Origin of the sequence: Pseudomonas sp. NPDC089408, from assembly GCF_044749445.1 — a bacterium.
Classification (GTDB): Bacteria; Pseudomonadota; Gammaproteobacteria; order Pseudomonadales; family Pseudomonadaceae; genus Aquipseudomonas.
Genome location: NZ_JBIVHY010000019.1, coordinates 1 through 13,830, shown reverse-complemented (window position 1 = coordinate 13,830; position 13,830 = coordinate 1). Strand labels below are relative to the sequence as shown.

Sequence of the window (13,830 nt, the reverse complement as noted above, 5' to 3'; positions counted from 1 at the left end):
TGACAGAGCAATGGACCGGGCACGAAGTGGCAGCTGTGTTCAAGCAACCACCGCTAGCCTAGCGAGCCACTGCCGGCCGATCATCGCCACAACCCGCACAACTTTTGTGCCTGAGTGGAACAATTGAACCCCGCAGCCTGGTTACAGCCCCTGGCTGCGCAGTTGTTCGTGCAGCAAGGCGATGAAGGCCTGCACCTTGCGCGTGTTGCGGCGATGGGGGAGGTACAGCACGTGCACCCAGGGCCCGAAAGCACTCAACGCCCGCCAGTAGTCGGGCAGCACTTCCACCAGTTGCCCCTTGGCCAAATAGGGCGCGGCGCACCAGGTGGGCACGAACTGCAGGCCATGACCATCGAGCAGGCAGGCAAGCAGGAAGTCGAAGTTGTCGCTCACCAGTCGAGGCGTGGGCTGGCGCACGCGCAAAGTCTGGCCCTCGTGCTCGACCCACCAGAAGCTGCGATTGAGCAGAGGATGGCGCAGCAGCAACCAGTCGTGCTGGGCGTAATTCTCCAAGGTGATGGCCTCGCTACGCCGGGCCAGGTAGTCGGGGCTGGCGCAGAGGATCACGCGGTTCTCGATCAGCGGCTGGGCGATCAGCTCGGGCTGGTCTGTGGGGCCGTCGCGCAGCGACAGGTCGTAACCGCCGTCGATCAGGTCTTCGTTGGCGTCGTTGAGGTTCACCTCCAGGCGCACCTGCGGGTGTTCGCGCATGAAGCGAAAGCACACCTGGTTGAGAAACGCCGGGCCGAACGACGGCGGCGCGGTGATGCGCAAGGTGCCACGTAGTTCGTGCTGCAACTGCTCCACTTCCTCAGTCACCCGTTGCAGGTGCATCAAGGCCTGGCGCGCTCCTTCCAGGTACAGGTTGCCGGCCTCGGTGAGCGCCATGCGCCGGGTGGTGCGCTCGAACAGGCGCACCCCAAGCTCGGCCTCCAGGTGGGCGACGGCCTTGGTGATGGCCGAAGGCGTCTTGCCCAACTGCTCGGCCGCACGACTGAAGCTGCCGTGTTCGGCGGCGGCGACGAAGATAGTCAGGGCCGTCATTTTGTCCATGGTTTCTTCCTGTTCGGCACAAGCGAGGCAATGGAGAGAGCGCGCAAGTATCCACGCCTTTCCATCAGGCCCGCAAACAGCGCGGATTTGAATAGGCGTCGAGCGGCGTGTGACTTGCACCATGGCAATCAAAGGCATGGGATTGTTTCCCGATCGCGAAAAAAGTTGTGCCTGTCGCAGCATTTAACCGGCCTTGCGCGTTGGCTAGGCTGCGGCGCAATCACAACAAGAACGAGGCACCGAATGAAGCACCTCCTGAAGATGACGATCAGCGCGGGCCTGGCCTGCACCTCCCTGCACAGCTTCGCGGCAGTGGACGTGATCTTTCACAACGCCAAGGTCTACACCGCCGAGCCAGGCCAACCGCTGCAGCAAGCGGTGGCGGTCGAGGGCGAGAAGATCATTGCCGTGGGATCCGACCAGGCCGTGCTGGGCCTGAAGGCCAAGGGCACCCAGGTCATCGACCTGGGCGGCAAGGTGCTGATGCCAGGCATGCTCGACTCCCACTCCCATGCCATCAAAGGTGGCCTGCAACTGGAGCTGGCCAACCTAATGGGCGAGCAGATCCCCCTCGAGGAACTGGAGCAACGCCTGCGCGAGTGGCACAAAGATGGCAAGGCCGTGCGTGGCGAGTTCCTGGTCGTCGGTGGCATACCGGGCACCTACTGGGACGACATCCCGGCCCTGGAGCAGCGTTTCAACCATGGCGAATGGGCCGACCAGCCGATCCTGCTGGCCGCCAACGAAATGCACACCGGCTGGGCCAACCAGGCCCTGCTCAAGCGCGCCAAGATCGACGCCAAGACCATCGCGGCGTTGACCGCCGAAGCACGCAGCACCATTGGCCAGCATCAGGACGGCACGCCCAACGGGTTTCTGGCCGACGCCAGCTACTACCCGGTGACCGACCTGCTGCCGCCGCTGTCCCACGACACCCTGATGACCGCCGGGCGCATGGCCCTGGACTACTCCAAGCAGCTGGGCATCACCGGCTGGATGGACCCGCTGGCCAACGAGCTGCCCGGCGCGGATGTGAAGAACGACTCGCTGGGCGTGCTGCCGGTCTACAAGGAACTCTCTGAACGAGGTGAACTGACAGCGCACATCGCCGCACTGCTGATGGCCGACTCCAAGGCCCGCCCAGCCGGCCTGGATGAGCTGGACAAGGTACGCCAGCAGTTCTTTGGTGTACGCAATCTCACCCTGCCCGGAATCAAAGTGTTCGCCGACGGCGTTGCCGAAATGCCAGCGCAAAGCGCGGCGATGCTTGAGCCCTACAAAAACTCCGGCCAACGCGGTGAACTGCTGCTGGACCCGAAGCACTTCGGTGAACTGGTCGATGCCGCCGATGCCCGTGGCTGGCTGGTTCATGTGCATGCCATCGGCGATCGCGCCGTGCGCGAGGCACTCAACGGCGTGGAACAGGCCCGACGCGCGCGACAAAGTGGTGTCCCGCACTCGATCACACACTTACAGATGGTCAGTACCCAGGACTATCCGCGCTTCAAACAGCTCGATGTGATTGCTTCCATGCAATTGTATTGGGCCAGTGCCGACGAAACTAACATCGACCTGGTCAAGCCGTATGTCGATGAGCATGCCTTCGCCCACAGCTACCCGGCCCACTCGCTTTACAAGGCCGGTGCGACCATCGCCGGCGCAAGCGACTGGCCGATCACGACCCCGGAGCCGTGGAAGGCGATCTACCAAGCCGTCAGCCGCAAGGGCGCCAAAGGCGTGCTCAATGCCGACGAAGCCATCGACCGCAAAACCATGTTCCAGGCCTACACCCTCAATGCCGCCCGCGCCATGCGCCTGGAGCAGCAGGTCGGCTCACTGAAGGTGGGCAAGCAGGCCGACATGATCGTCCTCGACCGAGACGTGCTCAACGTCGATCCCGAAGCGCTGCGTGACACCCAGGTGCTGCAGACCTGGTTCGCCGGCAAGCAGATCTACCAGCGCTGATCGCATCGCAGAGAAACCTGTTTCCACGGACTCGACACGAGTTCCTGTGGGAGCAGTTGCAGCCGCTAAACGCCCCCCCGTTTCACCGTGCACAACAACAATAAATGGAAAGCACCGAATGACCGTACGCAACCTAATCGCAGGTGGCCTGCTCGCCAGCGCCCCGCTGGCCCATGCCATCGACCTCAACGACGATTTCAGCCTCGAGGCTAAGGCTGGCGTTTTCAGCGACTACCGCACCCGCGGCATCTCCCAGACCCAGAACGATCCCGCCCTACAGGGCTCGTTGACCCTGGCTCACGCCAGCGGCCTATACGCAGGCGTATGGAGCTCGAACGTCGACTTCGGCTTCGGCAGCAGTACGCGCCAGGAGCTGGACTACTACGCCGGCTACTTCTGGCAGATCAACGACGACGTCACCCTCGACACCTCGTACATCAAGTACGCGTACCCGCGCCAGGGCGACTTCAACTACGGCGAGTATCATGCCGAACTGCGCGCCTGGGGCGTGCTGCTGGGCGGCAACTATTCGGACAACTTCAACGGCGACCAATCGATGTTCTATAGCTACGTGGGCTACACCACGCTGCTGCCGTACGACACCAACCTGCTGGTGCGCTACGGGCGCAACGACTATAAGGACCCGAGCTGGTTCGCCAATGATGGCGCCACCCGCGACGACTACCACGAATGGGAAGTGAAGCTAACCCGCACGATGCTGTCGCTCGACTGGTCGGTCAGCTACATCGACACGGACCTCTCCAAGAGCGAATGCGCCAGTTACCTCGGCTTCAAGGATATCTGCTCGGCCACAGTGGTGGTCTCGGCCAGCAAGACGTTCTAAAGCTGCGAGTTGCGAAAAGCTGGCTGTTATGGGTCGAAGGAAGCCGGGTGGCTGCTCTCGACCCATAGCGGACGATGCATGCCTGGGTTTTGTGCGGTGTTCGGGTGTACTCGTCGTGAAATTTCCAGCGCCCACCAGATCGAGCGCCCCCAGCAGGCAAACTGCCCTTGCGCTGCGCTCGATGAAACGCGACCCCGGCTCTAGTTCGCGGGCAAGAGGATCACGAAGTTCTTTTTCATGTCTTCCAGCACGGTCCACTTGCCCTTGGCGCCCGGTTCGATAATGAACGTGTCACCAGCGGCGAGTGTGGTGGGGGCACAACCCTCAAGCTCGATGACGCAGCGTCCGCTCAGGACATGGCAGAACTCCCACACTTTGTAGTCGATGCGCCAGGCGCCGGTGCTGGCTTCCCATTCGCCGGAAATACGGCCTTGCTGTTCATCGTGGTAGTACTTGGACGTCAGCGTATGAGGGGTGCCTTCCACGACCTCTTCAAAAAAAGGAAGGTCGCGCACCGGCTGGATATCCAGTTCGCGAAATACGGTCAGTTTCTGGTTCATGGCTTTTTCTCGAGCACGTTGTTGATTGGGCGATACATCAAATAGGCTTCACCGGTTACGCCCAGCATCGGGTGCGGAACGATCTGGCAGGTTTTAACAATTTGAAAACCGTGACGTTCGTAGAAGCGGCGTGCACCGTGGTTTTCTGCATAATCGATCAGGCATAGCCCATTCAGGCCAGCGTTCTCGGCGCGCTGCTGGGCGTGGCGAAGAAACTGGACGCCCAGCCCCTGGCTGCGCCAGGCCTCATCCAGGGCCAAGCTGGATATGTACAAGGTGTCGGGTATTTCCATGTCGGAATAAGGTGCGAGGACCGGGTCTGTCTCGACAGGCCTGTCTGGGGATTCATGCAAGGCATAGCTATGCATCATGCCGATGACACGCCCTTCGAAAGTGGCCATCAGGCAGTTCTTGTAGGAGAAATCGCCCTGCTCCCTGGCATAGCGAGATGCACCGACACTGCGCAATGCTTCTCCAGGTGCGGCAAGCTTGCTCCATATGTAATCGGCCATGCCCTCCGATGTCAGTTGAAAGAAGCGCGCAATATCGTGCGCGTCCGAGGCTTGAGCGGGCCTGAAGTCGATAGGCATGTACTGTGCTCCGATGGGATAGGCTGGTCGGTTTTCAAGGATTGCGCCTTGGACAGGCGTGGTAGGGTAAGCGGATTGAACGGTTCCCACCTTGCTCTGCGCGACTCCGTCAGCACGGGGTACGACGCGGCCCCATGCTCATAATCTCTATCGCCCCATGTCGGCCAGTGCTTGTTTTTGGGTCATATCACTTTTACCGCCCGGCCAATGAACTTCACCGGCCCAGTCGGTAGCCCGGTAGGCGAACCGCCGGATTTCTCCAAGGTCAGCTCGAACAACTGATTGGCCTCCAGCGGTGGCAGACTTTGTAGCGGAACACGATAGGGCTCACCGGGTTTGACCAGGCCCAGCGAAACCGGTGCGCGCCACTGCTCACCCTTGGTCCAGAACTGCAGGGCCATGCCCTCGGGGACTGCATCCTTGCCAAGCGGGATCAGCTCGATCATACGGCCGTCGCTGGTCTGCACCACCCAGCCAGGGGCCTGGCTGCTCGGCGCCACGAGCACTACCACGAATTGAGTGCTGGGCGCAGGTGCCGCAAGCAACATGAACGCCAGCAACACGCTTGCGGCTAGCCCCGCAGCACTCAGTGCCTGCCACAGACCGAGGCGTTGCCACCCTTTGACTGAGGGTGTGGCCAGTTCATTCATGCTGCGCTGGATACGGCCCCACAGGCGGGCGCTCGGTGGCTGTGCAGGCGCCAGCGCGGTCAGCTCCAGCAGGCGAGCCTCCCAGGCATCCACTGCGGCGCGCAAGGACGGGTCGGTGCTCAGGCGCTCGGTCACGGCGGCGTATTGCTCTGGCGACAACGTCCCCAATACGAACTCGCCGGCGAGCGCGTCCAGTGCTTCGGCAGCATCCGGGTTCATTCCAGACACTCCCGCAACGCCTTGAGGCTGCGCTTGATCCAGGCCTTGACGGTGCCCAAGGGGGCACCCAACCGCCCGGCGATTTCGGCGTGGCTGCAGCCGTCCACATAGGCGTGCAGGATGCAACGCTGTGGTGCGGGCTGCAATTGTTCGAGACAACGGTAGATTTTCGCCGAGCCTGACCAGAGGTCAAAGTCATCGAACCCCGCGTGCACTGCTGTAAAGGTATCAATATCGGCGTCCTCCAGCACGGTTTCACGGCGCGTATCGCGGATCGTATTCAGCGCCAGGTGGCGGGTGATGCTGTAGATCCAGCCCCGAGCCGAGCCGCGCGCCGGGTCGAAGGAGGCAGCGCGGGTCCAGATGCGAATCATCGCATCGTGGACGATATCTTCGGCGGTGGCATCATCACGTGCAATGCGCCGGGCAACACCCAGCAGGCGTGCACCTTCGTGATCGTACAGCGCCTGAAGGGCTCGCCTGTCGCCCTGTGCGCAGGCCTCCAGGCAACGGTGGAAGTCGAAGTGGGTGACTGGCGCGTCCAACGTGTGCGGCTTCCTTGTTCTGTGCAAGGTACCCCGGCCGTCCAGCCGGGGGCTTGCCAACGAGCGTAGATCAACGATTGCCAGGTGTCTGCTCAAGCGCCCTTCACTTGGCTGTCCAGAACACATAGTCGGCCTGATACTGCACGACCTGCTTTGTACCCTTGTTTTGCGCCGTGCAGTCGCTTGCCGGCGCTACACCACCGCGGGTGGCCAGGCGCTGAATGTAGCTGACGCCTTGCATGGCGCCCTTGCCTTCGGCCGGGTTGGCTTTGACCAGTTGATACGGCAGCGCGTCTTTATCCGCTGGCGCCACCGCCAACTGAGTGCCGGTTACTTTCGACCCATCCTTGGCCTGCCAGGTGGCAGGCGGGCCGAAGTAGTCGCCCACCTGTTTTCCGGCACGGTCATTGAGCACGGCCTTGGGGCCCACGAAAGTCCATTCGGTTTGGCCGGGGGTATTGGCCTTGTCTCGGCACTCGTAGGTGATCTGGCCGACGCCGACGGTCTCAAGCAAGACGCGATGGCCATCGGGGACCTTGATCGTATCGGGCAGCGCGGCTTGGGCGTGTGCGGGCTGCAGGGCCAGGGCGAGGCTGCAGGTGAGCAGGCAGATGGAGGTTTTGAGGATCATGGGTAGTGCTCCTGACAGGTCAGTTGGACGGGCAGTCAAAGGCTGCCCATTAGCACTACCCGCCAACGGGCGAACTGGATGCATTGGATGGGAAAAAGAATGTCGCCCAGATTTTGCCGATAGTCGGCGGCACAACAGGCCGCTTGCGACCCATTGCGGACGCTGAGCGATAGCGAGTTTCATAACTGCGACGCGCACCCTGTGGGAGCGGGTTCACCCGCGAAGCAGGCGACGCGGTGAATGGCACCGGCTTTGCCGGTGTTCGCGGGTGAACCCGCTCCCACAAAGTCCGCTGGAAGACGCAATGTCCGCAAGGGGTCGCTGGCGACCAACCTCAACCACTCCCCCAGTCGACTGCCCAAGCCAGTCCAGTTACCCTGCCCTTTTCCACCTGCACGGAAGCACCAGTGAAAGAGGCCTACCAAGGAAGCTGCCTGTGCGCAGCGGTCAGTTACCTGCTGCTCACCCCGCCCAAGGCCGTGAGCCATTGCCACTGCAGCCAGTGCCGCAAATGCCATGGCGCCGCGTTTGCCTCGTATGGCAGCGTGCCGCGCAACCGCCTGCGAATACTTCGCGGCGCCAGCAACATCAAGGCTTTTGCGTCTTCGCCAACGGTCATGCGCGAGTTCTGCGCAGAATGCGGCTCAAGCCTGTTCTGGTCCCGCTCGCAAGGCGAGTTTACCGACTGGGTGTCCATAGCGCTGGGCACACTGGACACTCCCTTCTTGCCCAAGAAGCAGAAACATCTGCACCTCGAGTGCGCTGCACCCTGGCACGTCCCCAGCGCCCGCTGCTCCTGAGGCAAAGCACGTTTAAAAGACCTGCAATTTATGAGCTGCTGCAAGGTAAGCAGCCCCAAGGAACTACGCGGACTGTTGTGGGAGCGGCCTTGCGTCGCGAAAGGGGCGCGTAGCGGCCCCGGATCTCCGCAGCCTTGCAAGATTGTCGGGTCTGCTTTGCAGCCCTTTCGCGACGCAAGGCCCACACAACGGCACGTGCAAGCCGGAAGGTTATGTACCCACCGTCAGAAATCAACCTGCCCGGACACACACGGCTGCACAGCCCCGCCCACCCAGACAACCCCACCAACTTTTTCGATATACAGCCGCCCCCGCCGCCCCAGCGCGGTACCTTGGCTGGCGGTATAGCGCTCACTCAGCGCACCCGCCCCAGTCAGCCACTGCGCCAGGCTGGCATTGAGGCTTCCAGTGACAGCGTCCTCGTTGCACTCCTCGCCCATAAAGGCCCTGACTTCCACGTCCGCCTCAGCAGCGCCCCCAACCCACGGGGCGATAACACCGACATTCAGCCCGCGCAGTGCCGGGTAATCGGGCTTGATCGCCAGCACTTCCTCACGACTGGCCAGCAACACACCCGCCCAACCCGGGCCATTGTCTACCCATTGGCTGGCCTGCACCTGGCCGGGCGCCAAGCCCAGCCCTCGCTCGATCAGTTCCAGCGTCGTGGCATCCAGCGGCCCGCTGCGCACCAACGGTGGTGCCGAAAACGCCAAGTGTGCGCCTTGCCTGCGTATGCGAACCAAACCCGCCGAGCACTCTTGAACAATCTCGGCAAGATCGGGATTGCCGTTCTGCCCCAGCCACACCTTGCAGCTTCCCAAGGTGGGGTGGCCTGCAAACGGCAGCTCACGCAGCGGTGTGAAAATGCGTACGCGGTAATGCGCTTCAGGGGTTGAAGGCTTCAGCAGAAAGGTGGTTTCACTGAGTTGCGTCCAGCGGGCAAACGCCTGCATCTGCTCGGCAGTCAGCCGATCGGCATTCACAACCACCGCCAGCGCGTTGCCTTCGTAGCGGCGCTCGGCAAAGACATCGACTTGTTCGAACTGCAAAGAAAGCGACATTGAGCATCCTTGATTGATTGAGGCGGCCCGATCCACCCCGCGCGCACCGACAAAACCGGTGCCATCCACGCTATGGTAAGGGCAATCGCCAACAGCGCAATCACGGCTAGGCGCCTAGATAGCTGAACAACGGATGCTAGCGCTCACCGCACCTTCCGGAGACTCCGTTCGTTGACTGACTCACAGCACAGCCCCGCTTACGCCAAACGGTTCGAAACCGTGCTTGCCTACATCGACAGCCACCTTGAAGGCGACCTGTCGTTAACGGCCCTGAGCCGCATCGCCAACTTCTCGGCGTTTCACTTTCACCGGCAGTTCACGGCATACATGGGCGTACCGGTTTCGCGGTATGTGCAATTGATGAGGCTTCGACGCGCGGCGCACCAATTGGTCGCAACGCCTGCCACCACAGTGCTGGAGGCGGCCTTCGGCGCTGGTTTCGAAAGCCCCGAGGCCTTTTCCCGGGCGTTCAAGCGCGCCTTCGGCATGGCCCCGAGTGTGTTTGCCAAGGCCCCGAACTGGCAGGCCTGGAGTGCGGTGTTTGTTGTTCCTCATCTATCCAGGAGTATTACCATGCAGATCCAGATTGTGGATTTCGCCGAAACCCGCGTAGCCGCGCTCCTACACATCGGCGCCCCCGGCCTTGTCGGTGAAAGCGTTGCACGCTTTCGCCAATGGCGCATGCACAGCGGCCAGTCGCCGGTCGCCAGCAGCCGCACCTTCGGCATCCCCTACGACAACCCCGACACCACCCCGGCACACGCCTTCCGCTTCGCTGTGTGCGGTGAGGTGGAAGAAGCCGTGCGCCCCAATGATTTCGGCGTGCACGAACGGGTGATTCCGGCAGGGCGTTGTGCGGTGGTTCGTCATGTTGGTTCGCCAGACCACATCAGCGAAACCATTTACCCGATCTACCGTGACTGGTTGCCTTCGAGTAACGAAGAGTTGCGTGACCATCCGCTGTTCTTTCACTACCTGAGCGTGTACCCGGAAACGCCGCTGGAGGAGTGGCAGACGGATATCTATGTGCCGTTGAAGTAGGTTTGGACTTGGGCGGCAGGTCAAGCCAACCATCACCGGGCCGGATGTGGGGCTGGGCATATTGGTAGACTATGGCCTTTGGGCAAAAAAGCCCGCCGAGGCGGGCAAGGGCTATCACGTAGGGTTGGCTTCAGATTGCACAAGCGAGTGTTAAAAAGAAGTAACAGGAACGCCCTGAGTATGTTTCTAGCGCCTGAAGATGTTTCCGGATTTGAGAAAACGCCTCAGAGTGCTACACCGCGATGGGCACGATGCCCCCCCAAGACATATGCTCTATTTCTTCAGCGCTTGGAACGAACTAACCATATCTTTCGCCCAGCCATCCAGAACTGCTTTTGCATCCTTCGCCAGCATGACTTGAGATGAGTTATCGAGCTCTGCGCCCGCTCCCTTACGTACCACCTCTGCCACAACTTGGTTGGTTTCGCCATCCAGGAAGGCCGCCTCGGTGGCAATGCTTGTATCCTGATCTCGAATCCCCGTCGCCGTACTGATGCCTGCGGCTACCAAAGCGATCGGAATGACTTCATAGGGACGCAAACTCTTTGTCTGGGCACTAACAGCGGTAATCGCCGGACGCACTACCAGTACTCCTGGCCCAGGGCTTGTCGCCAAGGGCAGCGCTTGGGAGAAGTGATTTTTTAGGGTCTGATCGTAATAATTAGTTATGCCCTGTAAAGTAGATTGCGGGATCTTTTCCGTGGGCTGGGGTTTCGGGTAGAGCTGGCTGGGTTCCAGATACACGCTGGTGTACCGTCTGACGTCTACTCCTGGCTTGATCCAGCGCATGACTGCCGCACCCGAGGGTGACTTGTCCTCCTTCAATATACTGTAATCCTTAAGGAATCCCGAATATTGATCGGCTTCCACATATTTGCTGGCGCAGCCATGCAGTATGAGCGTGGTGAGACATAGACTTGCGGCCAATACTTTGGTTTTCATGGAGGATCTCCTTCCTTACGTTAGCAATGAGTCGCATCACTTAGAAGCGCCAAGTCGCGCCTCCACCGATGATGTGCAACGCGCTGTTGTCATAGCTGCCTGACAATGTGGTGCCGGAACGGCTTTTGGTCTGATCGACATCCATATCCCCCAACCACACCAGGGTGTAGGCAAGGTGTAGGTCCAGCCCTTCATCAACCGCGTAGTTGATACCCGCAGCTAATCGCCACGCCTCACCCATCGGATTATCGACGGTGCGGTCCTCGTCATCGACCGCCGAACTGTCGTATCCCAGTCCTACGCTGTACCGCCATCGTGGGGTAGCTTGGTACATCGCACCAAGGGAGACATGCCAGGTGTCTTTGTATTTGCGGTCAACCGTCCGGCTTGTGCCGCCACCGTTAGCATCGACATCTACGCCAACATCACCGAATTCGCTCCAGTCCTGCCAACCGATGCTGCCCAAGAGCGTCCATTGCTCATCAAGTTCATGCACAATGCTGGCTGTCACGGTCTGCGGAACGTTCAAGTCGAGCTCCAGAGAATCGACATCCAAGCGGCGCAATGCAGCATTTAGTAGTGGGTTGCTGATATCGCTCAGGTGGGGTTTATCATCGAACTCGAGCTTGACCTTGCTGGTGTACGCAAGGCCAAGGCGGGTCTGGTGGTCTACTTGGTAAAGCACACCCAGATTCACGCCAACGCCGACATCGGTGTCCTTGTACTCCAGTTGGCCATCAGGGCGGTCGGCCAGCCCTAAAAGATTGTTGTTGATGGCCATCTCAGTGCGGTAGTAACCGACCATGATACGTGGGCCGATGCCGACCGACAGATCATCGGTGAACTGGTAAGCCCAGGTGGGCTGCAGCGAAACGCCAATGATCGCAGCCTCTTGCGTAAAGTAGCGGCCCGCCCAGTCATCGTCATAATCCAATGCCAGGCCGAAGTTACCGTACATGCCGAATCCGATTGCAGAGCGCTCGTCAACTTGATGGCTGATGAACAGACTGGCCCCTGGCAGATACTCCAGAGAGTTGCCTCCCTCGTTGCCGCCAAACTGATTGTTGCTGTCTCGGGAGAAACGCAGATTGCCAAGAATCACCTGAGCATTGGCACTAATCTGGGTACCCGTGAGCCGAGTGATACCCGCAGGGTTGCTCATGATTACACTAGGATCATTGGCCAGAGCAGCGGAACCTGCGTTCGCCAGTCCATTTCCTTCCTGGCCCGCTTCATAAATCAGGATCCCTCCCGCCCAGGTGGGGCTGGTATGGATCGCTGTGGCGAGCGCGAGTAACGGCAGGCTCATTGCGCGCACAGTCGCACCGAGCGCGCAACGGTCTCGATAGCTTCTCATGATGGCTCACTCCGACTTTGAGGGCTGCAAGGTTTGCCAGCGCCTTCAATCATTGAGCGCGACAAGGCCTCGACTGAGTCGAGAGCCTTGTTTGCACCCGCTAGCGATCTTGAACCATCAAGGTGTGACGATCGGGAACCAGAACTCAAAGTTGTCCATGTAGCTCATCAGCTCTTCGAGCTTGCCTTCAGCCCCATCAATCTTGACTGAGCCAGCAGTGGTTGCATCCTTGAGCGTGGTTTCTTTGAGCATCAGTTTGTTCAAGGTGTCACGGGTTAAGGAAATGCTGGCATCCGCGTTTTTGGCCTGCATGCCTTCGGTGTGATTAAGCACGCCATTGACCATTTCGAGGGTGTATTGCTGCTTTAGGTCGGTAAAGTCAAGGTTAAGAGTTATGTGCTTTTCAGCCACCTCAGGCCCTTTCAAGCGCATGGCCAGGTAGTCAAAGAACAGGTCCAGATCCATCGCCTTGACAGTGTCCGGACTTGCAGTATCCGGCGTCGGCAACTGTTTGACACCCTCACGCAGCTCCTTGGCTCCGGTCAAGTAGAAGTTGCGCCACGGTCCGCTTTCGGCCTGATAGCCGAGCTGCTCCAAAGCATCGGCTTGCATGTTTTTCGCGGTCTGGTTGTTCGGCTCAGCGAATACCACGTGATTGACCACTTCGGCCACCCAGCGGAAGTCGCCCTTGTCGTAGTACTCCTTGGCTTTTTTCAGGACTGCCTCAGAGCCCCCCATCATGTCAACGTAGCGTTTGGCTTGCTCGTCCGGAGGCAACTCCCAGAGGGTGGCGGGGTTGCCGATGAACCAGCCAAGATAGAGGACATACGTGGCTTTGACGTTGTGGTTAAGCGAACCGTAATAGCCACGGTTAGAGAATCGATTGGCGATACCACTGGGCAATTTAACCTGCTCAGCGATCTCGGTCATGGTGTAACCCTTGTTCGCCAGGCGCAGGGTTTCGTCATTGATGTAGCGGTACATGTCGCGCTGCGAGGACAACTGGTCGCGCACCTCTTTGTTACCCCAAACCGGCCAGTGGTGCATGGCATACATCACTTGAACGTCATTACCCCACATTTTCAAAGCTTCATTGAGATACTTGGACCAGGGCAGTGGCTCGCGGATTTTTGCGCCCCGAAGCGAATAAGTGTTATGCAGCGTGTGGGTGGAGTCTTCGGCAGTGTTAAGTGCTTTCTTTTCGTGAATGTAATAGAGCATTTCAGCGGGTGCTTCACTGCCGGGCGCATACAAGAACTCGTAGGTCAGACCGTCAATAGTGCGCTTTTCGCCTGTCTTCTCAATGATGTCAGTTGGCGGGATAAGCGTCACAGTGCCGGCCGAGGTGGTGGTCCCCAACCCCGCGCCCAACTGGCCAGTCTCGTTGGGCGGCAGCAGGTTGCCATACATGTAGCTGGCCCGGCGACTCATGGCAGTACCGGCCATGACGTTTTCGGCCACCGCATGCTCAAGGAAGGGCGGCATCAGGTTCCAAGTGCAACAGTCAGTTGATAATGTTGAGCCGATTGGTTGCCAGCAGTTGCAGATGATCCGTCAACACTTCAACAGGGA

At 59.9% G+C, this 13,830-nt stretch carries 14 protein-coding genes; 4 read left to right on the top strand and 10 right to left on the bottom strand.

Features of this window, described 5'->3' with window-relative positions:
* Positions 1–141: 141 nt before the first annotated feature.
* Positions 142–1,053, bottom strand: a complete 912-nt coding sequence (locus ACIP02_RS23100) for a LysR family transcriptional regulator (protein WP_400621088.1) — start codon at positions 1,051–1,053, stop codon at positions 142–144.
* A 243-nt stretch (positions 1,054–1,296) separates the two neighbouring features.
* Here ACIP02_RS23100 and ACIP02_RS23095 point away from each other — a divergent pair, with 243 nt between their 5' ends.
* Complete coding sequence (locus tag ACIP02_RS23095) at positions 1,297–3,018, top strand: amidohydrolase (protein ID WP_400621082.1); 1,722 nt, start codon at positions 1,297–1,299, stop codon at positions 3,016–3,018.
* 118 nt (positions 3,019–3,136) lie between these two features.
* Positions 3,137–3,862, top strand: coding sequence for a TorF family putative porin (locus tag ACIP02_RS23090; RefSeq protein WP_400621079.1), 726 nt, complete (start codon positions 3,137–3,139; stop codon positions 3,860–3,862).
* 200 nt (positions 3,863–4,062) lie between these two features.
* On the opposite strand, the gene ACIP02_RS23085 is transcribed toward ACIP02_RS23090, so the two are convergent.
* The 5 genes from ACIP02_RS23085 to ACIP02_RS23065 form a co-directional block, all read right to left on the bottom strand.
* Positions 4,063–4,422: a cupin domain-containing protein gene (locus ACIP02_RS23085; protein ID WP_400621076.1), complete on the bottom strand. Its 360-nt coding sequence runs from the start codon at positions 4,420–4,422 to the stop codon at positions 4,063–4,065.
* Positions 4,419–5,012: a GNAT family N-acetyltransferase gene (locus ACIP02_RS23080; protein ID WP_400621074.1), complete on the bottom strand. Its 594-nt coding sequence runs from the start codon at positions 5,010–5,012 to the stop codon at positions 4,419–4,421. Before ACIP02_RS23080 ends, ACIP02_RS23085 begins: the two co-directional genes overlap by 4 nt.
* Positions 5,013–5,194: 182 nt before the next feature.
* Positions 5,195–5,881, bottom strand: a complete 687-nt coding sequence (locus ACIP02_RS23075; protein WP_400621072.1) for an anti-sigma factor domain-containing protein — start codon at positions 5,879–5,881, stop codon at positions 5,195–5,197.
* The gene (locus ACIP02_RS23070; protein ID WP_400621068.1) at positions 5,878–6,426 is read right to left on the bottom strand and encodes a sigma-70 family RNA polymerase sigma factor; all 549 of its coding nucleotides are present in this window, start codon (positions 6,424–6,426) and stop codon (positions 5,878–5,880) included. Before ACIP02_RS23070 ends, ACIP02_RS23075 begins: the two co-directional genes overlap by 4 nt.
* Positions 6,427–6,529: 103 nt before the next feature.
* Positions 6,530–7,057 carry a DUF3455 domain-containing protein gene (locus ACIP02_RS23065; protein WP_400621065.1) on the bottom strand — a complete coding sequence of 176 codons (528 nt, stop codon included), beginning with the start codon at positions 7,055–7,057 and terminating at the stop codon, positions 6,530–6,532.
* 407 nt (positions 7,058–7,464) lie between these two features.
* Between ACIP02_RS23065 and ACIP02_RS23060 the strand changes: the two genes are divergently transcribed.
* A complete protein-coding gene (locus ACIP02_RS23060; protein WP_400621062.1) occupies positions 7,465–7,857 on the top strand; it encodes a GFA family protein in 393 nt (130 codons plus the stop codon).
* Between the two features lie 224 nt (positions 7,858–8,081).
* Here ACIP02_RS23060 and ACIP02_RS23055 read toward each other — a convergent pair whose 3' ends face one another.
* Positions 8,082–8,918, bottom strand: a complete 837-nt coding sequence (locus tag ACIP02_RS23055) for a PhzF family phenazine biosynthesis protein (RefSeq protein WP_400621059.1) — start codon at positions 8,916–8,918, stop codon at positions 8,082–8,084.
* 171 nt (positions 8,919–9,089) lie between these two features.
* Here ACIP02_RS23055 and ACIP02_RS23050 point away from each other — a divergent pair, with 171 nt between their 5' ends.
* Entirely contained in the window at positions 9,090–9,959 is an 870-nt protein-coding gene (locus tag ACIP02_RS23050) for a GyrI-like domain-containing protein (protein ID WP_400621057.1), read from the top strand.
* Positions 9,960–10,232: 273 nt separating this feature from the next.
* Here the strand turns inward: ACIP02_RS23050 and ACIP02_RS23045 are convergent, their stop codons facing one another.
* The 3 genes from ACIP02_RS23045 to ACIP02_RS23035 form a co-directional block, all read right to left on the bottom strand.
* A complete protein-coding gene (locus ACIP02_RS23045) occupies positions 10,233–10,901 on the bottom strand; it encodes a DUF3313 domain-containing protein (RefSeq protein ID WP_400621054.1) in 669 nt (222 codons plus the stop codon).
* Between the two features lie 40 nt (positions 10,902–10,941).
* Positions 10,942–12,210, bottom strand: a complete 1,269-nt coding sequence (locus ACIP02_RS23040; protein ID WP_400621051.1) for an OmpP1/FadL family transporter — start codon at positions 12,208–12,210, stop codon at positions 10,942–10,944.
* Positions 12,211–12,375: 165 nt separating this feature from the next.
* The gene (locus tag ACIP02_RS23035) at positions 12,376–13,704 is read right to left on the bottom strand and encodes an alkyl/aryl-sulfatase (RefSeq protein WP_400621048.1); all 1,329 of its coding nucleotides are present in this window, start codon (positions 13,702–13,704) and stop codon (positions 12,376–12,378) included.
* Positions 13,705–13,830 lie beyond the last annotated feature (126 nt).